The organism is Psychrobacter sp. CX90 (assembly GCF_057396305.2).
In genome coordinates this window covers 3226244-3246628 of sequence record NZ_CM182008.1, presented here as the reverse complement: position 1 = coordinate 3246628, position 20385 = coordinate 3226244, and the positions used below count along the sequence as shown (strand labels likewise).

Sequence of the window (20385 nt, the reverse complement as noted above, 5' to 3'; positions counted from 1 at the left end):
TTATGTTTTAGATTATAAAATGATGGTTAATCATCACATCATAATGAAAAAAGCTTGTATCAGATTGTCCGATACAAGCCTGTTGACCTTACAGGTCTAATAGTAACATTGCGGGGTCTTCTACGAGCTCTTTGATAGTCACTAAGAACTGTACTGCATCCTTACCATCAATCATACGATGGTCGTAGGATAATGCTAGATACATCATTGGCAGAATTTCAACTTTACCATCTACTGCCATAGGACGATCGTTAATAGCATGCATACCCAAAATAGCAGTTTGTGGTGGATTCAAGATGGGCGTTGACATTAAAGATCCAAATACACCACCATTAGTGATAGTGAATGTACCTCCAGTCATCTCTTCTAAAGACAACTTACCATCGCGTGCCTTGCCAGCAAATTCGCGAATACCAGCTTCTACATCAGCCATGCTCATTCGATCAGTGTCACGTAGAACAGGAACCACCAGACCACGATCTGAAGATACCGCAACCCCAATGTCATAATAGCCATGATAAATAATATCATCTCCATCAATCGAAGCATTAACCGCTGGGAAACGTTTTAAAGCTTCGGTTGCAGCTTTCACGAACATAGACATAAAACCTAGGCGCGTGCCGTGGCGTTTCTCAAATGCTTCTTTGTACTTAGCACGCAGATCCATTAATGGTTTCATGTTTACTTCATTGAACGTCGTCAACATTGCCGTTTCTTGTGTCGCTGATAATAGACGTTCAGCCACACGCTTGCGTAGACGTGTCATTGGCACACGCTTTTCAGTGCGCTCACCTACTGACTCAGCAACAGGACGACCACTGTCAGATTTGATAGAACTGTCTGCTTTTAGTGTTGGGCTAGACATGTCTTGTTTGGTTACACGACCCCCACGACCACTGCCTTCAACTTGTTTCGGATCAATTCCTGATTCTTTGGCAGCTTTACGTACTGCTGGACTTTGATCTTTTAAATCCTTTTCATCTACTTTAGCTTGTTGCGGCTCGCCACCATCAGATGCAGGCTTTTCTTGTACAGGGGCAGCAGGTTGATCGGGGTCGACAGCAGGCTCAGAATCGGTATTGCCACTGGCGCCCGCTTCAAACTCACCAATCAATTCATCAGAAAGAACTGTATCATCGACTTGTTTAACGATTTTAGTAACCACACCATCATCAGGTGCAACCACTTCTAATACCACTTTATCTGTTTCAATTTCAGCTAAAATGTCATCACGGTTTACTTGATCGCCCTCACTTACATGCCATTCAACAATAGTGCCGTCAGCGACTGACTCTGGGAATACTGGCGCTTTAATATCTGCCATGGGAATTGCTCCTGTTATATTAATATGGTGTTATTTATGACTATTTATGTTTTTAAAGATAAGTACATTGTTTATTATGCTTGCAGACAAATTACTTACTCTTAACCTTAAACCTTTCAACTATTACGAATAAAACTTAACTAGGTCTGGATAATTACTGTAGATTTAAAGGTCTAATCAGTTGCCTGCTTAGACCTTTTATTCCTTTACTTCAACTGCTCTACATCTATGCCTAGGCCCCCAGCAACCAGCTCATTTTGTTGACGAGCATGAATAGAAGGTAGACCTGTCGCTGGCGCTGCAGAAGCAGGACGGGCGACAGGGTCAACTATTTTAGCTTTAGTCACGCGTGGTTCATTGTCGCCTTGTGGACCAAAAATACGGTACATATGAGGTGCCAAGTAATACCAAGCGCCCTGATTAAGTGGCTCTTCTTGACACCAGACAATTTGTTCAAGATTGCTGTACTTTTTAACCTCTTGAACCATTCTTTGCTCTGGAAGTGGATAAAGTTGCTCTATACGCACGATAGCGACATGATCCAGACCAAGCTCTCGGCGCTGTTGTAACAAGTCATAGTAAACCTTACCCCCACACATAACCAAACGAGTTACTTTATCATTATCGAGCTTATCCAGTTCAGGCAGAACCGTTTCAAATTTGCCATTGGCCAGCTCATCTAATTTAGAAGTGGCCAGTTTATGACGTAATAAGCTCTTAGGAGACATAACTATCAAAGGTTTACGAATTGGCCTTACTACCTGACGACGCAGAGCATGGAATATCTGAGCAGGCGTTGTAGGTGTGATAACTTGCATATTATCTTCTGCACACAATTGTAAGAAGCGCTCAAGACGGGCAGATGAATGCTCAGGCCCCTGACCTTCAAAGCCATGGGGTAACAACATGGTCAGACCACAAACCCGTTGCCATTTGGTCTCGCCACTTGAGATAAATTGGTCAATAACAACCTGTGCACCGTTGACAAAATCTCCAAACTGCGCTTCCCAAATAATCAAGGCTTTAGGCACAGTGGTCGCATAGCCATATTCGAATGCTAATACTGCCTCTTCTGATAGCAGCGAATTAAAGGTTGCAAAACGAGCTTGTGTATCACTAAGGTGAGCTAATGGGACATACATATCACCATTTTCTATATTAAAGAGCTCAGAATGCCGATGTGAAAATGTACCACGACCAACATCTTCACCTGTAATACGAACCAAATAGTCTTCTTCAACTAAAGTGGCATAGGCTAAAGTTTCAGCAGCGCCCCAGTTTAGCGGCTCTTCACCCGTTTGCATGGCAAGACGCTGCTCAACAACCTTTTTAACTTGGCGTTGAAGTTTAAAACCCTCTGGCAACGTTGCCATACGACGACCGTATTCTTTGAGTTTCTCAATATCAACACTTGTATCGTAGTCATCCACTAGGTCATGACCTAAATAAGGCTTCCAATCAACAAATAACTCTTCATTTGGTTCACGTACTAAAGAGTTAACAACGTAATCACCTTTATCAAGCGCTTCGCGATATTCATCCTCAAGCGCTTTTTCATCCTCAGCTGTAATTATGCCCTCTTCAATCAATTGTTTGGCATAAATCGTACGAGTTGTTGGTAGCTTCTTAATAACTGAATACATTAGCGGCTGAGTGGCTGAAGGTTCATCTGCTTCATTATGTCCATTACGACGATAGCAGAATAGATCAATGACAATATCTTTATGAAATTCATGACGATAATCTAACGCCATTTGTGCTGCAAAGACGACTGCTTCAGGATCATCGCCGTTGACATGTAAAATTGGCGCATGCACCATTTTGGCAATATCAGTACAATATTCAGTTGAACGTGCATCTTCTTTACGGCTGGTAGTAAAGCCCACTTGGTTGTTAATCACAATATGAACAGTACCACCAGTTGTGTAGGCACGCGTTTGAGACATTTGGAAAGTTTCTTGTACCACCCCTTGGCCTGCGATTGCTGCATCCCCATGGACAACCAGCGGTAGTACTAGATTACCATCGGTATCAAATCGACGTGCTTGACGTGCACGAACAGACCCCTCCAACACAGGCGACACGATTTCAAGATGCGACGGGTTAAATGCCAACGCTAAATGAGCCTCTCCGCCCGGTGTCATTACATTTGATGAATAACCATTATGATATTTAACATCGCCTGAACCTTTTTCAGGCATTACTTTTCCATCAAATTCATCAAACAAATCAGCAGGGTTTTTACCTAAAATATTCACTAGCAGGTTCAAGCGTCCACGATGCGCCATACCAATAACAATTTCTTTGGTACCATATCCACCTGCACGTTGAATGATTTCATGGACGGCAGGAATAAAGCTTTCACCGCCTTCAAGTCCAAAACGTTTTACCCCTGTATATTTCCGAGCCAAATATTTCTCTAGGCCTTCGGCAGCAGTTAAACGTTCTAAGATTGATCGGCGTTTTTCCGTATCAAACTCGATATGGCCTAAGTTACTTTCCATATAGTTTTCAAACCAGCGTTTTTCAGTACTGGTGGTAACGTGCATATATTCAATACCAATATGATTGCAATAAACACGTTCCATAATCTCCACAATTTCACGTAGAGTAGCTTCTGATTTACCAATATTTAAATCACTTGTGGGATATACAGTATCTAAGTCCGCCTCAGATAAACCATGAAAATTAAGTGATAAATCTTCAACCTTATCTCTGACAGTCAAGTTGAGGGGATCTAGCTGTGCACGGCGATGACCACGACGACGATAGGCTGAAATAAGCTTCTGAACACCCATTTGTTTTGGATCTAAACATCCACTAACTTCAGTGTTGGAAGTTACAGGCGAACCAACGTATTTAGAATTCGATTGATTACGAGCAAGTAGCAAGAATTGCTCTTGAATACTTTGATGCTGAGCATCATTGCCTGTATTGTATTGTTTAAAATAGTCTTGCCATTCATTATCTACATTGTCTGGATTTTGTAGATAATGCTCATAAAGAGCCTCAATATAACTTGCATTATCCCCTGCAAGCTCAGTTGCATCAGATGATATATTACCTTTAGTCATAGTATTCACAGCCATTTCATTTTTGTTTTAGAGTTTAATTGTTAATGAATTTACCTTGTTAGCTACAGTAATAGATAGGTCGATAGTTACATTAATCGCTACGTTGTTATAAATACATTTGATATGAGTTAGTACGTTAATATAATTAGTAAGCTAATATAGATAGTTATAATTCATAGATTTTCTAATTTTCTCGCTCCTATCTTGTATTACTACTTTTAATTCCTTTATCGCTATTATTAATATAATTTATCACTCTAGAGGCGACAAAATAGATGCGTATTAAAAATTACTTTAAAAATGCTTGCAGGTAGAACCATTATTTATCTATATAGAAGAAACGCTTTGCAAAAGTAAAACATTTAATAATTATAAAATTATAAATGTCTTGCGCATTCATCATACTTTAAATAGTGGTTTATTATATTATACAGGCTATTTGGTTAAAAATGTCCCCACTGGTTCAGCATAATGGTATACATGATACAATCATAGACAACCCCTAAAAGCCTCATTATTATAAGGGGTTTGGAAGTCTTTTATATGGTTAATGTAAGAGTAACATGTAACCGCTTATGAGGTCGATTCTTTGTTCAAATGTCATTATTTTATAAATTATTTTATAAATAAATATTAGTTATCAATGTGCTAATCTTATCAAAAAAAGACCTCTATTAACAAATAGAGGCCTGTACTAATCACGTAATTATAACTAAAAATATTTTCAAGCTCTTTAGCCCGCCTGATCAAGTAGAAGGTTACGTAGATGGCCAATTGCTTTAGTGGGATTCAGACCTTTAGGACAAACCGCTACACAGTTCATAATTCCTCGACAACGGAATAAGCTGAACGGATCATCTAGGCGCGATAAACGTGCTCGCGTATCAGTATCACGGCTATCGGCCACAAAACGATAGCCATTTAATAATGCTGATGGGCCTAGAAATTTATCAGGATTCCACCAGAAAGATGGGCAGCTCGTTGAGCAGCAAGCACATAAAATACACTCATATAGCCCATTTAACTTTTCACGCTCTTCCGGAGATTGAAGACGTTCGGTTGGCGGAGCAGGCTGATCATTAATTAAGTAAGGATGAACTTTTTCATACTGCTCATAGAACTGGTTCATATCTACTACTAAATCACGTACAACAGGCAAACCCGGTAAGGGGCGAATGGTAATTTTCTCAGGTAGGGTGTTCATATTGATTAAACACGCTAAACCATTTTTACCATTAATGTTCATGCCATCAGAACCGCATATACCTTCACGACAAGAACGTCTGAAGGTAATGGATTCATCCTGCTTTTTTAAACGTAATAATACATCAAGCAACATACGATCAGAGTCTAAAAGCTCAATCGTATAAGTTTGCATGTAAGGGGCTGCGTCCTTATCAGGGTCGTAGCGGTATAACTCAATGGTGCGACTACCTCTGCTCATAGTGCTAACTCCACACGGTGTAAAACTGTTCAATCAATTAAAGAAAGTTATTTTGAATCGACAGCTCTACTAAATCAAAAATTAAATTTAAATGATGCTAATAAAATGTATACGATACATTTCATATAAATAAGAGTGCAAAAGCTTAGTAAACACGTACTTTTGGTTCTACATAATCAACAGTTAAAGGCACTTTGCGAACTGGCTTATAAATAATCTTGTTGTCTTCTGAATACCAAAGAGTATGTTTCATCCACTCGTTATCATTACGACCGTTTGGGGCAACTGCGTCATCTTCTGGGCGGTCATAATCTAATACCGTATGTGCGCCGCGACATTCGTGACGATTAGCAGCAGACAACATAGTCGCTTTTGCTACCTCATAAAGGTTAGCCACTTCTAAGGCTTCAATACGAGCAGTATTGAACACTTGGGACTTATCATCAAGATGAATATTGTCTACTTTTTCTTTCAAGGCCAGAAGCTTTTCAACACCTTCATCCATAAGTGCCTGGGTCCGGAATACACTAGCATGCTTCTGCATTAGCGCTCGAATCTCATCAGCAACTTCTTGTGCATTATAACCTTCTGTCGAACTTTGTAGCTTATGTAAACGGCCCATTGTGTAGTCTAATACACGTGGATCAATTGGCTTATAGGTGCGTTCTGTCGTGTGGAACTCGTCAATAATATGTTTACCTGCTGCACGACCAAATACAACAAGGTCGAGCAATGAGTTAGTACCTAGACGGTTTGCACCATGGACACTAACACAAGCACATTCGCCAATAGCGTATAAGCCTTTAACGATTTTACCTTCAGTATACAAACCCTCATCATCAGTTCCAGCATCAATATCTGGTACAACAACCTGACCATGAATAGTAGTGGGAATACCACCCATCATATAGTGAATGGTTGGAATGACTGGAATAGGCTCTTTGGTAATATCAACATTAGCGAAGTTTCTACCGATTTCAAACACCGAAGGTAGACGCTTCATAATTGTTTCCACACCTAAATGGGTCATATCCATGACAATATGATCAGCATTAGGACCACAACCACGACCCTCTTTAATCTCTTGGTCCATTGAACGTGACACTAAGTCACGTGGTGCCAAGTCTTTAACCGTTGGCGCATAGCGCTCCATGAACGCTTCGCCATCTTTATTACGTAAGATAGCACCTTCACCACGACAACCTTCTGTTAATAAGACACCAGCGCCATGAACACCTGTGGGGTGGAACTGCCAGAACTCCATATCCTGTAATGGAATGCCTGCACGAACTGCCATACCCAAGCCATCACCTGTATTAATATAAGCATTCGTAGATGCAGTGAAGATACGACCTGCACCACCTGTCGCTAATACAGTGTTTGTCGCTTGGAATACAGCAACTCTACCTGTCTCTTGTTCAAGGGCAACCACACCATTAATATTGCCTGCTTTGTCTTTGATTAAATCAAGCGCAATCCACTCAATGAAAAACTCTGTACCGGCTTCAAGATTCTTTTGATAAAGAGTATGCAATAAGGCGTGACCCGTACGGTCGGCAGCAGCACATGCACGTTGAACTGCTTTTTCACCGTAATTTGAGGTGTGACCACCGAATGGACGCTGATAAATAGTACCATCTTCATTTCTATCAAACGGCATACCCATGTGCTCAAGCTCATAAACCACTTTAGGTGCTTCACGGCACATATACTCAATAGCATCCTGGTCGCCTAACCAGTCAGACCCTTTAACTGTGTCATAAAAGTGGAAATGCCAGTTATCATCACTCATGTTACCTAGGCTAGCACCAATACCACCTTGAGCAGCTACAGTATGAGAGCGCGTTGGAAACACTTTGGTAAGCACAGCTACTTTCATGCCACCCTCTGCTAACTGTAAGGCTGCACGCATACCCGAGCCACCGCCGCCTACAATGACAGAATCATAATTAAGGTGTTGAATATTGCTAATTGTATTATCTTGTCTAGTTGCCATTACGTTTTCCTAATGAATACGTTAGTCGTCATACAAGCTGGCTCAGGAAGCTAAAAAATGAGTATATTTAACTACGCATCACCAGACAGGCTCACTTTAATTTAAAATTGTATTAAATCGATCTGTAGACCGGATAAATCACCAAGTATTGCAAATTAGACTAATCTCTATAAGTAATATCTTTAAAGTTATTCCAATAGCATACTCTGTTTAGGCGTTAGAGATTAGACTCTAAAACCTAGACTGAAGAAAATCATAAATCCCCAGAAGAGAAATATTAAAATTGCCGTAATAATCAGGGCTTGTAACACAATACGCATCCCTGTAGATTTAACATAATCCGTTAGTACAATCCACATACCAACCCATGCATGGGCAACCAATGCAAGAATCGCTAACATACTAAGAAGGCGCATTGGCAAGCTCATCATAAAGCTAACCCAATCATTATAGCTAGCGTTACCATGTGTTAAGAAAAAACCAACTAACACAATAGCGTACACTGCTAAAATAACAGCACTAATACGTTGCATAATCCAATCGCGAGAACCTGAACCCGTAAGGCCGGTTGCACTTTTAATCCCAGAATCATTTCTCATTAGAACATCACCCATATAAATGATAGCACTATCAATATAGCGGCAATTACAAAACTAATTATTGCAGCAGTTCTTCCAGAGTTGAGCTCTTCGTTCAATCCTATGTCTGCAAATAAATGCTTCACACCCATCACGAAATGGAAGGAGGTTGCGGCAACAAAAATCCACGCAACAAAGCGCAGGAGTACGTTGTCAAAAACAGCTTCGAACTGTTGTGGAGATGCTAAAGAAGATTGCAATATCCATAGCATAACTGGAATCAATAAAAACAAAATGATCCCAGAGGCACGATGCATTATCGAAGCTCTTGCTATTGGTGATTTGTTGACGCTAATCACTTGACTTAAAGGCAAATCAATCGGTCGGTTGCTTTTCACAGCGGCGTCCTTTTGCAGTTGACACTCGTGCTTTTTTGAATAACGCGGTAACTCTCTGATAGGCGTTCAAAATTTAACGTCATAAGTCCTACGTATTACAAATACACGAGACGGATAAATTAAGGAGTTGCTAACTAACTATTATCAAGTTTCAAAACCCTAGAAGCTTTCGACAACCAGAAGCTTTCGACAGATAGTTAATTAATTCAATAGAATTAGGATATATAGATTCGATGCTATAGCTTACGCTGAACTCAATAATAAAATAGAGTAACCATAGTATTGAGTAAATAGCGCTGGCGACTTGCCACATCTCCCTAAGACGGTTTTTTATCGGGTTTAGGTCTATAGAAGAATATTCTCTCAAATAGATCTAGATGATAATAACGATTCAACATCTAAGGTGTATTTTAGTGCAAGCCAGCATCCAATTATATTGATTATAAAGTTTGTTGCTACCAATTACAAATGAAATACTTAAAATTAGTACACCGTTAAGACTTTGCAATTTCTGTTAAATTTTGAGAGCCAACTTTTTCTGTTATCAGCTCATAACTTATCAATCTTTATTTAATTAAATTGCAACAATATATGTCAAAGAAAAATATCGATTGCATCAGACCGCTTATAGATCAAGTGGTAACGTCAAATTGATACCACTTAAAATAGCGATGAAGATTGACTGATGGGTAGGTATTGCGTTATAAATGCTATGATGACTTGTTATATTACGAATCGTTTTATATATAAACAAAAGTTTACTGAGTTTATCTAAAAAGAAGGGTATTACAGCGCTTAAATATAATTGCTAATTATAGCAAAGAGCTATATTTATTACTTTTAATATTGAATTTGATTATTTATTTAAGAGTTTCTACCCATTTAATTATATAGATATATTAATCTATCCGTAGATTAATATAATAATATCTTAAAAAATGAAGCTCCTTATTAATTAATTCTATAATTATGTCTTATTAATTATGAGGGGTAACATATCCCAACCTGTTAAGTATTTAACTTAAATCACAGGTTTTACCCTGTTTTATCAACTACTAAGAGGACTTTATGGCTAACGATAAAGCTTATTTAAAAGTAAATGGAGAAGAATACGAACTTCCCATGTTGGAAGGTACTTTAGGACGTCCGGTACTTGATGTGGCAGCCTTTCAAACTGCTGGGTACTGGACTTATGATCCTGGCTTTAAAGTTACGGCACCAGTTGAATCAAAAATCACATTCATTAATGGCGAAAAAGGTGAATTATTACACCGTGGCTACCCTATCGACCAGTTAGCCGATAATGCTGAGTATTTAGAAGTTTGCTATGCTTTATTACATGGCGATTTACCAAATGCTGAACAAAAAGCTGACTTCTATGAAAAGGTACGTTCTCATACAGGAGTTCATGAGCAACTACGCAAATTCTTTGATGGATTCCGCCGTGATGCGCATCCAATGGCTGTTATGGTTGGTGTAGTAGGTGCTCTATCTGCCTTCTATCATGATAACTTAGACGTTACTGATGAAAAACAACGTGATATTACTGCCATTCGCCTAATCGCTAAAATGCCAACGCTTGCTGCAATGAGTTATAAGTACACGAAGGGTGAACCTTTTATGTACCCACGTAATGACTTTAGCTATGCAGAAAACTTTTTATATATGATGTTTGCTACGCCAGCTGATATAGATTACAAAGTTGATCCTATTATTGCTAAAGCAATGGACAAAATTTTCACACTGCATGCAGATCATGAGCAAAATGCCTCTACCTCTACTGTACGTTTGACTGCTTCTACTGGTGCTAATCCTTATGCGTGTATCGCAGCAGGTATCGTTGCACTTTGGGGTCCATCGCATGGTGGTGCTAATGAAGCAGTACTACAGATGCTTGATGAAATCGGTTCAGTTGAGAACGTTGATGACTTCATGGAAAAAGTGAAACGCAAAGAAGTGAAGCTTATGGGCTTTGGTCATCGCGTTTATAAAAACTTTGACCCACGCGCTAAAGTTATGAAAGAAACTTGCGATGAAGTTTTAGGTGCTCTAGGTATCACAGATCCTAAACTTGAGCTGGCTATGAAGCTTGAAAAGATAGCACTAGAAGACGAATACTTTGTAAAACGTAACCTGTATCCTAACGTTGACTTCTACTCTGGCATTATCTTAAAAGCAATTGGTATCCCAACTTCAATGTTTACGGTTATCTTTGCCCTAGCACGTACATCTGGTTGGATCAGCCATTTACTAGAAATGCACAGTGCACCATTCAAAATTGGTCGTCCTCGTCAATTATACACCGGCGAAACCAAGCGTGACTTTGTAAAAATAGAAGACCGTAAATAATTAGCAGTCTCCTAACACTAATTACAGAATCGTAGAAGACACCGCCAATTTGAGTAATTGGCGGTGTCTTTGTTCTTTAGGTGTCTTTATTCTCTACTAGTTATTAGATGGATTGGCTATTGAATAACTCCCGTGTATTTCTTAAACCGTTACTGCATAACTTGCACAATACTGCCTAACTTCCACCATTTTGCAGACTAAGAACAAACCGCAGCCTTAATCATTATTAGTAAATTCACTTAACTTTATGCGCTTAATATACTTAATTAGCTTAGTAAGCCTTCTGCCATGTTTAATCAAAGCTAGCTTTTATCCCCCTGCTCTACAATTACCTACTTTTTTAAGATATTGATGGTAAGCAGGTAGACTTACCCATATTACAGAGTTGATTATTTTGTACTATCTGACACTTCTAAAAATGGAATGCATGCCTGCCACGGCCGACAGTCACGTCCAAGCTCTCTGTGTATAAAGTAATCTTGTACCATACGTGCCTGTTGTTCAATGCCATATTTAAAAAAAGACTTACCTTCAGTCAACACGTAGCGATAACGGCGATTTATGATGGCACCTCGTACTACTTTTAAACCTTGTTGAAGTTGCCACACATGAGTCAGCTCATGTATTAACCAACTTCGTTTACCTAACGATTCATGAGTGAAATCTTCAGTCCAATCCTGCTTATTAAAATATATATTCCCGTTAGGGCTAATAGCATATCCTTTTAGCACCCAACATGCTGTTTTGATTTTGACATTACTCAAATCCAAGGCATTGCCAAATACTGACTTAACCATTATGGCTTCAGCCGACGTCAATGCTCTTGACTTGCTTGCACCACATATCGCATTTAGCATGTTATTAACTTTTGAGAATATTTTTATTGTCATGCCTATATCTCTTATTAAACCAATTTGCTAAATATACGAGTAAATACCTCATGTTAGCAATTTTTTATCCTATAATTACGTTACATTTAATGGTTCTACCCTTGCAATTGTGTGCAATTTAAGCTGTAATCCTCTCATGTCTAATCTAAATGTAAATTCAGCTAAACCTCTGCACTCTGATACACCACTTGCACAACGTCTCAGACCAAAATCGCTTAATGAGGTAATCGGTCAAACACATCTATTGGCAGAAGGTGCTCCTATCCGCCGTTTTGTCGAGCATGGTCACCTGCCCTCTTTAATATTGCATGGTGAAGCTGGGATAGGAAAAACAACCATTGCTATGCTACTTGCCGATGCCGTTGGACGACCCTTTTACCCTCTGTCTGCTATAAACACTGGCGTGAAACAGCTTCGAGAAATTTTGGATGCGGGTACATCTAAGCGACCCTCAAGTAAAGGGCAATCAAGCCAATCAGGTTTAGAGTTTGCTGCACCTGTGGTATTTATTGATGAGATTCATCGCTTTAACAAGTCCCAACAAGATGCTTTGCTAGGCGCTGTTGAGTCTGGCGATATTACCCTAATTGGCGCAACCACTGAAAACCCTTCTTTTAGCGTTAATAATGCCTTACTCTCTCGCTGTCAAGTGTATCGTCTACAGCCGCTTAATGACTCGCAAATCCATGCTTTACTTGAACGAGCGGTTATTGAAGATACAATCTTATCTAAAATTGATATACAGCTTAGAGCTACGTCCGAAATTGCAAAGTTGGCACAAGGAGATGCACGTAAAGCACTGAACCTACTTGAAATGGCCGTTCAGGCATCCAACCATCAACAGCAACCCATTATTATTGATAATAAACTGATCGCTAGTGTTGCGCAAACTGCGCTACAGCGCTATGACAAAAATGGGGATCAACATTACGACATTATATCGGCAATGATTAAATCGGTTAGAGGTTCTGACCCAGATGCCGCATTATACTGGATGGCTCGCATGCTTGTATCAGGTGAACCTCCTGAATTTATTGCCCGTCGTTTAGTCATTCTCGCCAGTGAAGATATTGGGAATGCCAATCCAAACGCTCTATTGTTAGCAGATGCCGCTTTACGTAGCGTGAAGATGATTGGTATGCCTGAAGCAAGAATTATTCTAGGTCAAGTGGTTGTTTATTTAGCGACTTCTGCTAAAAGTAACAGTACTTACAAGGCGATTAACTCAGCCATGCAACTGGCTCAAAAAGACCAATCGCCTGTGCCGCTACACCTACGTAATGGCGTAACCGATCTGATGAAATCGCAAGGCTATGGGCACAATTATATCTATCCCCATGATTATCCTAACCACTTTATGCCGCAGCAATATCTACCTGACAGTTTGGTTGGCACACAGTTTTACGACTATGCAGATAACCAACGTGAACAACACAGTAAACAGTTCATAGCGTGGCTAAAATCGCAAGCCGCAGCGAATGATTAGCATAGACGTTTAGCATTGAATTAATATAAAAACTCTCAATCAGACCTTAAAGTAAAACTAAGCATTCATGGCACTTACCCTGTGTAAGGGTTACAATAGTGATATTTTATCAACGCTGATTATAAACACACATTCTTAACGATTGACTTTATTACCTATATTTATTTGAGATTCTTATGGCATTAGATAACATCACTGACATCATCGACGACATTCGTGCAGGAAAAATGGTTATCCTTATGGATGACGAAGATCGCGAAAATGAAGGCGACCTCATTATTGCTGCCACGCATGTACGCCCAGAAGACATTAACTTTATGATTACTCATGCGCGTGGATTGGTGTGTCTGACTTTAAGTGAAGCACGCTGTAAACAATTAGAGCTACCACTGATGAGTGATCGAAATGGTGCAAAATTCAGCACAAATTTCACAGTTTCAATTGAAGCGGCTGAAGGAGTTACCACAGGTATTTCAGCTGCCGATAGAGCGCGTACTGTTCATGCCGCTGTTGCATCATCTGCAAAACCTGATGACATCGTTCAACCTGGACATATTTTTCCTATCATGGCCCAAAACGGTGGGGTTTTACACCGAGCGGGGCATACGGAAGCAGGCTGTGATTTAGCCCGTCTTGCTGGACTTGAGCCTGCAGCTGTTATTGTGGAAATTATTAATCCTGATGGTACCATGGCTCGTCGCGATGATTTAGAAGTGTTTGCCGCTGAACATAATTTAAAAATTGGCACGATTGCCGACCTTATTAACTATCGCATTTCTAATGAGCAAACTGTCGAAGAGATAAGTCAACGTCAGTTTGAAACAGACTTTGGCACTTTCATGCTGCACCAATTCCAAGAAATTGGCAGTAAACAGACTCACATCGCCCTTGTTAAAGGAAACCTTGTTGAAGGCGTGAGCACTGTACGTGTGCATGGCTTTCACCCATTGCGAGATTTATTTTCTGCTAAAAATGATGAAACGGGTCGCAGCGGTTGGAGTGTACAAAACTCACTTAAAGAGATTAGCAAAGCTGAGCGTGGAGTGTTGGTCTGGATAGGTAATAACGATCCTGTTGATTTAGGCGACGTACTTGAACGATCTAGCAAAAATCAGTCAGTCTCTGCATTGTCCAATCGACCCTACCTTAGCATAGGCGTTGGCGCTCAAATTTTACGTCATCTCGGGGTTCGTGACATGCGCTTACTCTCTAGTCCCCTTAAATTTAATGCGCTTTCTGGGTTTGAGCTTAATGTTGTTGAATGTATAGAGTTTCCTGATCAAGAGGCCTAGCCGAATGTCTATTTAAGATGAATGCGCTTAATTACCTATAAGCTTAATTAACTATAAGACCTTAACCACCTATAAGATGCAGCCTTTAAATATTGTTGAAAAATTAACGCCTAACCTATTGCAGTCATTAAAGACTCGGCTGCAATATGTTAAATGTATTGATGGGTTTGAACTGCCTGTTACTATTATTGGTCAAGGTCAGCCAGTGTTACTTTTACATGCCTTTGGCATGGATGCTCGTCAATTTATACCTTTTATATTGCCTTTGGCTAAAAATTTCTGCTTCTATCTACCGCATTTTCGCGGCTTTGGTTTATCCGCCAATACTCCAACGACTCAATTTGATTTTATTGAGCAATATGCTGATGATGTTGAACAGCTTCTCACTTATATCTGTATCAATCACAAAACGGATGCGGTTGATGTCGCTGCAATCTCGATGGGGGCTTTGGTTATGTGGGCGTACTTTAATCGTCAACAATCAACCTCTTCCTCTCTCGGTCAAATGAGCAAACCAATTAACAAGGTAAGGCGTTATCTGAATATCGATCAATCTCCTATTGTTCATAACCAACCTGATTGGCAAGGTGGCGTTTTTGGTACCAAACAAGATGACGTATTTGCTCAATTCAAAGAGGTTATGGCGGTCGCACTTCCTTATTTTAATTCTCAAAATGCGCCTCAATTTACTCATCTGCCCTACTCAGTTAAACGAAAAATTACAGAAATGGAGCGCGCCTTTTCGTTGATGTCAGTTGGACGTAAACATTCACAGTGGCTTGTGAATGCCACAAGCTATAAGCCTGCACGCAAGTTGGCATTTTACCAGCACAGCACTTGGCAGCAAAAACTACGTGGCGTTCAGGCCTACATAGACCTACCTTACGATTACAGGTCTGCACTCCCAAATCTTAAGACACCTATTACGATGCTAATTGGCGGACAGTCGCAGTTATACGATCCCAAATGGCAATATAAAATATGTAATATGTTACCCAATGCACAAGCGGTTGAAATATCTAATTCTGGACACGCCATTCCTATGGATGCGCCTCTTACATTTATCCAAGAGTTGAAGTCGTTTTTGCATGACTATAACTATGCTTGACTATATATAGCGAATAGTTAAAAGTATTGAACCCAACGTTTGATATACTCCTATTACCTTACCTCGTCAACGGTGCTATAAGCCACTTTATTTAAATCAATCCCCTTTTTAATCTTATTATCAGCCTAGATATACTATTAATACTACCGTGCCCGCCTATAAAAATATAAATGCAAAAAGGAGTGAGCCTATCATGTCGACGGATACATTATTTACAACAGATGACTACAACTACCCGTTATTAACTCAAGACGTCAGAGATAAGATTTCACACCTACGTCACTCGATTAAAAAACTAGAAGGCAACTTAGTTACCACCGATGCGGATAGCAAAGCGCTTAATGAAAAGTTAACCCATAAATTTAAAATTGACTACATTAGTGAATTAAACCCCAGTCAACTTTTAGCAACCACAACTATTTCAGGAAAGGCTTTGGTCATTGCGGGTGCGGGCTCTGGTAAAACCAAAACTTTGACTTATCGCACCAGTTATCTCATCGAAAATGGCGTATCCACGAGTAGTATTCTTCTCCTTACTTTTACCCGAAAAGCGGCCAATGAAATTAAAAACCGAGCTCAAAAACTGTTGGCAGATACCTATACCTATAGCAAAAATAGCACCAACACCAGTGGCAACACTATAAGTACGAATGATAACCTCGTTGATATGAGTCATTTCAGTCAATTAACCAGTGGCACTTTTCATTCATTTTGTCATATGCTGTTGCGTCGCTACTCAGGATTACTAGGTATTAACCCTAAATTTACAATTTTAGACACTGCTGACAGTGAAGATGCTATTGATCTAATTTGTAAAGAGAATAACTATGCCGCGAAAAATGCAAAGCAGGCATTTCCGCGTAAAAAGACATTACAAACTATCATTTCAACGTCAAGAAATCGCCGAATTCTTATTCGTCATTTAGTTGAAAATGACTACCCTGATATTGCCATCCATATTCCAGTTATTGAAAAGCTTGCCGAGGAATTTCATAAATACAAGCGTGCCCACCACCTTTACGATTTTGATGACATTATTAGCCAAGTAGTCACTCACTTAAAAAGCAATAAATCCTTCAAAAAAGCGGTGCAGGATACCTATCGTCATGTCATGGTGGATGAATATCAAGATACCAACATTCCCCAAAAACAGCTAATTGATTTAATCTGTAAGACTGATTCTCCTTATATAGACAGTTCATTAATGGTTGTAGGCGACGATAATCAAAGTATTTATGCCTTTCGAGGGGCCAACTACAAAAACATACTGCTATTTGGCGACACTTATCCCGATGCCAAGTTAATAAAACTTGAGCAAAATTATCGAAGTACGCCTGCCGTACTTGACTATATCAATGCGCTGTCAGAACAAATTACCTTAGGTTATCAAAAGAAGCTTTTTTCAGATCTGCCAATTGCCGGCCACAAACCGGTATTTTGCCGACAAAGTAACGAAGCAGCAGAAGCTAAGTTTATAGCCGACACTCTCATTGAGCTAAAACCCGAACTCGACTATAACGACTTTGCCGTGCTTTGCCGTACCTCTTTTCAGTCCAACCACATTCAGCTTGAGTTTATGGAAAGAGGTATTCCTTTTATCGTTGTCGGAGGTATTAAATTTATTGAAAAACGTCATATTAAAGACATATTGGCTTTTGTAAAAGTACTGTACAATCCAAATGACACCATTTCATGGCACCGTATCTTAACTATATTTAAAGGTGTTGGTCTAGTGACCGCAACGAGATTAACAAACGCTATCAATGCTAGTAACAACTCTCTTGAACCGCTACTTGATCCTACATTCAATAAAAAAAATGAGCAATTGAGTGACTTGTATCACATCCTTACCAAAGCCAGTCAATCCGAAACCGTTTTAGTAATCATCGAACAAATTATTGACTTTTACGTTCCTATTTTAAAAACCTTAGAAGAGAATTGGCGTGAACGTGCTGAGGATTTCCGTGTGTTAAAGAATCTTGCCGCAGAGCACGTCAGTATGGATAATTTTTTAGAGCACTTAGCACTCGATCCGCCTAATGATTCTGTAGCAACGCTGGATAAACCGGCGTTAGAAAATGAAGATTCGGTTACCATATCCACCATTCACAGCGCTAAAGGTCTTGAATGGTCTGTGGTATTCCTAAATGCTTTAGTCGATGGCCTAATGCCTCATTATCGCTCGGCAGATGACTTTGAGGCAATGGAGGAGGAGCGTAAGTTATTTTATGTGGCATGTAGCCGTGCGAAATTTCGATTGTACCTCACTGCGCCAGACTACTTTGCAAGCTATTCTGGATACTTTGATAAGGTATCGCGATTTGTTGCTGAAGTGCCCGCAGATAAAGTGATTAACAGGGAGACGAAACAGAGCGTTACGCCAGAAAATAAACCACAATGGTGGTAGGCTATTTAGGTTTAGGTTATCAAACAATTCAGAAGCCCCTAAAAACCGTTTGTCGGAAAATAAACTTATGCCATCTGTTTTTAAGCAGAGTTGGCATGCCGTGTCATATTCTAATGACCAATTAAAACTTATACTCGAAATATATCAATAAGTTTACCTATTTTTGTTTAACCCTTTCAATTGCTTAATTTCTGCATACTTATAAAGGATCAGACTTTCATTCAATTATACAAATATACTTCTTAAATTTGTTAGACAACCTAAATGTTAGCAAGAGAACACGTTATAAAAGGTAAACAGTCTTTTGAATTTTTGAGTATAGCTCCAAATCGTTAACAATAATAATAGAGAGCCAACATGAGCTTAATAATAAAACAGCCTCCATTCATAACTAAAATCAGTTGCATCTTAGTTATTGGTTTATCGACAGGATGCGCAAGTATAAACTCTGGCTTAGACTCCGGAGACTTACCACCTTATGGTGCTTTTGTTGCTGATAATGGTATGCAATTTAATGTACAACCGCTCACTGCAACTAACTTACCAAGTGTTGACTCTATAAGTGGCGCATACAGCAGCTCTCAAGCGACCTATAATTCAGAAGGTCACACCAGCCGTTCGCAAGTGCAAGATTTGTTAAGAACATCGAAATCTGTCAATTATAGTATCAGTCCAGGGGATGTGCTAGATATTAAGCTCCTTAGCTACCCTGAAATAATGTCAAACTCTTATCCTAACTCTAATAATCCTTATGCTTCTGGATATCCAGTTGACCAACAGGGCTATATTCAGTTTCCACTAATTGGACGTATCAAAGCAAGTGGGCTTAGCGTCTCTCAGTTTACTACTAATTTACGTACGAGATTACAACGCTATCTAAAGTATCCTGATCCGCAAGTTAAAATCTTAAATTACCGCGGTAATAAGTTTTTTATTGATGGTGAGGTAAAAAACCCGGGCGAATTTAGCATTGCAGACACCCCTGTCTCCCTTTATAGCGCAATATCTTTAGCGGGCGGGGCAAACCCATCTGGAGATGCCAATAATATTGAGCTTATTCGACAAGGTGTCCGATATAATTTAGGGCTGCGAGACCTTCAAAAGATGGGCGTGTCTGCCAGTCAAATTTATTTGCAAGATGGCGACTCTATTCACATTAATAACAAAGACCGTAATAAAGTATATGTACTTGGCGAGTTTGGTAACGTTGAACCTCTAGAAATACCTGATCAAGGCATTAGCCTAGCTCAAGTAATTGGCGAAGCAAAGGGATTGGACTCTCGTACAGCTAACGCGGCAAAAGTTTATGTGGTCCGTGATCACGGAAGGTCTGCTTACACCGATATCTACTACGTTGATTTACAGCAAGTGACCAATTTGGCGCTCGCAAATCGATTCGAGATGCAGTCTAATGATATCGTTTATGTTGACCCAACCGGTTTAACCCGTTGGTCACGATTTATTAGTTCGATATTACCTTCGGCCTCAACCATTTCCATTTTGTCAGGTTTATAACCACTTTATCTGATTTCTTACGTATTTAAAAAGGTGACAGGTTACTATTGCCATGGCTTTGAATAACATTTTAGTAGTTTGCGTGGGCAATATCTGTCGTAGCCCAATGGCAAAAGCGATACTGCAATCACGGTATCCAAACAAAAAGATAGATTCAGCTGGAATTTCAGCAGTTATTGGCCATCCAGCTGACCCAAATGCCATTAAATTAATGGCAGATAGCAGTATTGATATTACCGATCATATCGCTAAGCAAATTAATGAAGACATGGTTTTAAATTCAGATTTGATTTTAACAATGACAGACAGTCAAACCAAATGGATTGTGTCCAAATGGCCTTATTGCCGTGGTAAAACTTTCAGATTGGGGGTATGGCGTGACAAGGATATTGCAGACCCATATAGACGTGGAGAAAGCGCTTTTGAAAAAGCCTATCATGATATTACTGAGAGTTTAGCAGACTGGCAGGATAGACTTAATTAATCCTTAATCTAAAATATTTTGACCATTTAATTATTTTGAC

General features: G+C 39.6%; 14 protein-coding genes. 7 read left to right on the top strand and 7 right to left on the bottom strand.

Translation table 11 applies throughout. The features are described 5' to 3' along the window. Positions 1-88: 88 nt before the first annotated feature. The 6 genes from odhB to sdhC all read right to left on the bottom strand — a co-directional run bounded on the left by odhB (position 89) and on the right by sdhC (position 8814). Positions 89-1324, bottom strand: a complete 1236-nt coding sequence (gene odhB / locus AC2SLN_RS13015) for a 2-oxoglutarate dehydrogenase complex dihydrolipoyllysine-residue succinyltransferase (protein ID WP_486549050.1) — start codon at positions 1322-1324, stop codon at positions 89-91. Positions 1325-1530: 206 nt separating this feature from the next. Beyond that, entirely contained in the window at positions 1531-4398 is a 2868-nt protein-coding gene (locus AC2SLN_RS13010; protein ID WP_486549051.1) for a 2-oxoglutarate dehydrogenase E1 component, read from the bottom strand. Between the two features lie 733 nt (positions 4399-5131). Continuing rightward, a complete protein-coding gene (locus tag AC2SLN_RS13005) occupies positions 5132-5842 on the bottom strand; it encodes a succinate dehydrogenase iron-sulfur subunit (protein ID WP_486530449.1) in 711 nt (236 codons plus the stop codon). A gap of 145 nt (positions 5843-5987) precedes the next feature. Beyond that, complete coding sequence (sdhA, locus tag AC2SLN_RS13000) at positions 5988-7838, bottom strand: succinate dehydrogenase flavoprotein subunit (protein WP_486530450.1); 1851 nt, start codon at positions 7836-7838, stop codon at positions 5988-5990. A gap of 224 nt (positions 7839-8062) precedes the next feature. Then, positions 8063-8437 carry a succinate dehydrogenase, hydrophobic membrane anchor protein gene (gene sdhD, locus AC2SLN_RS12995; protein WP_486549052.1) on the bottom strand — a complete coding sequence of 125 codons (375 nt, stop codon included), beginning with the start codon at positions 8435-8437 and terminating at the stop codon, positions 8063-8065. After that, positions 8437-8814 (bottom strand): succinate dehydrogenase, cytochrome b556 subunit, encoded by a 378-nt coding sequence (gene sdhC / locus AC2SLN_RS12990; protein ID WP_486549053.1) that lies wholly within the window; start codon positions 8812-8814, stop codon positions 8437-8439. Before sdhC ends, sdhD begins: the two co-directional genes overlap by 1 nt. A gap of 1068 nt (positions 8815-9882) precedes the next feature. Here sdhC and gltA point away from each other — a divergent pair. Further along, on the top strand, positions 9883-11163 hold the full coding sequence (gene gltA / locus AC2SLN_RS12985; protein WP_486549054.1) for a citrate synthase: 1281 nt from the start codon (positions 9883-9885) through the stop codon (positions 11161-11163). Between the two features lie 389 nt (positions 11164-11552). Here gltA and AC2SLN_RS12980 read toward each other — a convergent pair whose 3' ends face one another. Then, positions 11553-12053, bottom strand: a complete 501-nt coding sequence (locus AC2SLN_RS12980; RefSeq protein WP_486549055.1) for a type IV secretion protein Rhs — start codon at positions 12051-12053, stop codon at positions 11553-11555. Between the two features lie 136 nt (positions 12054-12189). Between AC2SLN_RS12980 and AC2SLN_RS12975 the strand changes: the two genes are divergently transcribed. From AC2SLN_RS12975 to AC2SLN_RS12950, 6 genes are all read left to right on the top strand, one after another. Further along, positions 12190-13539 (top strand): replication-associated recombination protein A, encoded by a 1350-nt coding sequence (locus AC2SLN_RS12975; protein ID WP_486549056.1) that lies wholly within the window; start codon positions 12190-12192, stop codon positions 13537-13539. A gap of 176 nt (positions 13540-13715) precedes the next feature. Then, positions 13716-14831, top strand: coding sequence for a bifunctional 3,4-dihydroxy-2-butanone-4-phosphate synthase/GTP cyclohydrolase II (gene ribBA, locus AC2SLN_RS12970; protein WP_486530456.1), 1116 nt, complete (start codon positions 13716-13718; stop codon positions 14829-14831). A 76-nt stretch (positions 14832-14907) separates the two neighbouring features. Beyond that, positions 14908-15939 (top strand): alpha/beta fold hydrolase, encoded by a 1032-nt coding sequence (locus AC2SLN_RS12965; RefSeq protein WP_486549057.1) that lies wholly within the window; start codon positions 14908-14910, stop codon positions 15937-15939. A 193-nt stretch (positions 15940-16132) separates the two neighbouring features. Beyond that, complete coding sequence (locus AC2SLN_RS12960; RefSeq protein ID WP_486549058.1) at positions 16133-18346, top strand: ATP-dependent helicase; 2214 nt, start codon at positions 16133-16135, stop codon at positions 18344-18346. A gap of 357 nt (positions 18347-18703) precedes the next feature. Continuing rightward, positions 18704-19861: a polysaccharide biosynthesis/export family protein gene (locus AC2SLN_RS12955; RefSeq protein ID WP_486549059.1), complete on the top strand. Its 1158-nt coding sequence runs from the start codon at positions 18704-18706 to the stop codon at positions 19859-19861. 52 nt (positions 19862-19913) lie between these two features. Next, positions 19914-20345, top strand: a complete 432-nt coding sequence (locus AC2SLN_RS12950; protein WP_486530460.1) for a low molecular weight protein-tyrosine-phosphatase — start codon at positions 19914-19916, stop codon at positions 20343-20345. The last annotated feature ends 40 nt before the right edge of the window (positions 20346-20385 follow it).

Bases quoted from the DNA above. Each gene is read 5' to 3' on its own strand.
- ribBA (WP_486530456.1), top strand. From the start codon at position 13,716: ATGGCATTAGATAACATCACTGACATCATCGACGACATTCGTGCAGGA.
- odhB (WP_486549050.1), bottom strand. From the start codon at position 1,324: ATGGCAGATATTAAAGCGCCAGTATTCCCAGAGTCAGTCGCTGACGGC.
- sdhD (WP_486549052.1), bottom strand. From the start codon at position 8,437: ATGAGAAATGATTCTGGGATTAAAAGTGCAACCGGCCTTACGGGTTCA.
- AC2SLN_RS13005 (WP_486530449.1), bottom strand. From the start codon at position 5,842: ATGAGCAGAGGTAGTCGCACCATTGAGTTATACCGCTACGACCCTGAT.
- AC2SLN_RS12975 (WP_486549056.1), top strand. From the start codon at position 12,190: ATGTCTAATCTAAATGTAAATTCAGCTAAACCTCTGCACTCTGATACA.
- AC2SLN_RS12950 (WP_486530460.1), top strand. From the start codon at position 19,914: ATGGCTTTGAATAACATTTTAGTAGTTTGCGTGGGCAATATCTGTCGT.
- AC2SLN_RS12980 (WP_486549055.1), bottom strand. From the start codon at position 12,053: ATGACAATAAAAATATTCTCAAAAGTTAATAACATGCTAAATGCGATA.
- AC2SLN_RS12955 (WP_486549059.1), top strand. From the start codon at position 18,704: ATGAGCTTAATAATAAAACAGCCTCCATTCATAACTAAAATCAGTTGC.
- AC2SLN_RS12965 (WP_486549057.1), top strand. From the start codon at position 14,908: ATGCAGCCTTTAAATATTGTTGAAAAATTAACGCCTAACCTATTGCAG.
- AC2SLN_RS13010 (WP_486549051.1), bottom strand. From the start codon at position 4,398: ATGACTAAAGGTAATATATCATCTGATGCAACTGAGCTTGCAGGGGAT.
- AC2SLN_RS12960 (WP_486549058.1), top strand. From the start codon at position 16,133: ATGTCGACGGATACATTATTTACAACAGATGACTACAACTACCCGTTA.
- sdhA (WP_486530450.1), bottom strand. From the start codon at position 7,838: ATGGCAACTAGACAAGATAATACAATTAGCAATATTCAACACCTTAAT.
- gltA (WP_486549054.1), top strand. From the start codon at position 9,883: ATGGCTAACGATAAAGCTTATTTAAAAGTAAATGGAGAAGAATACGAA.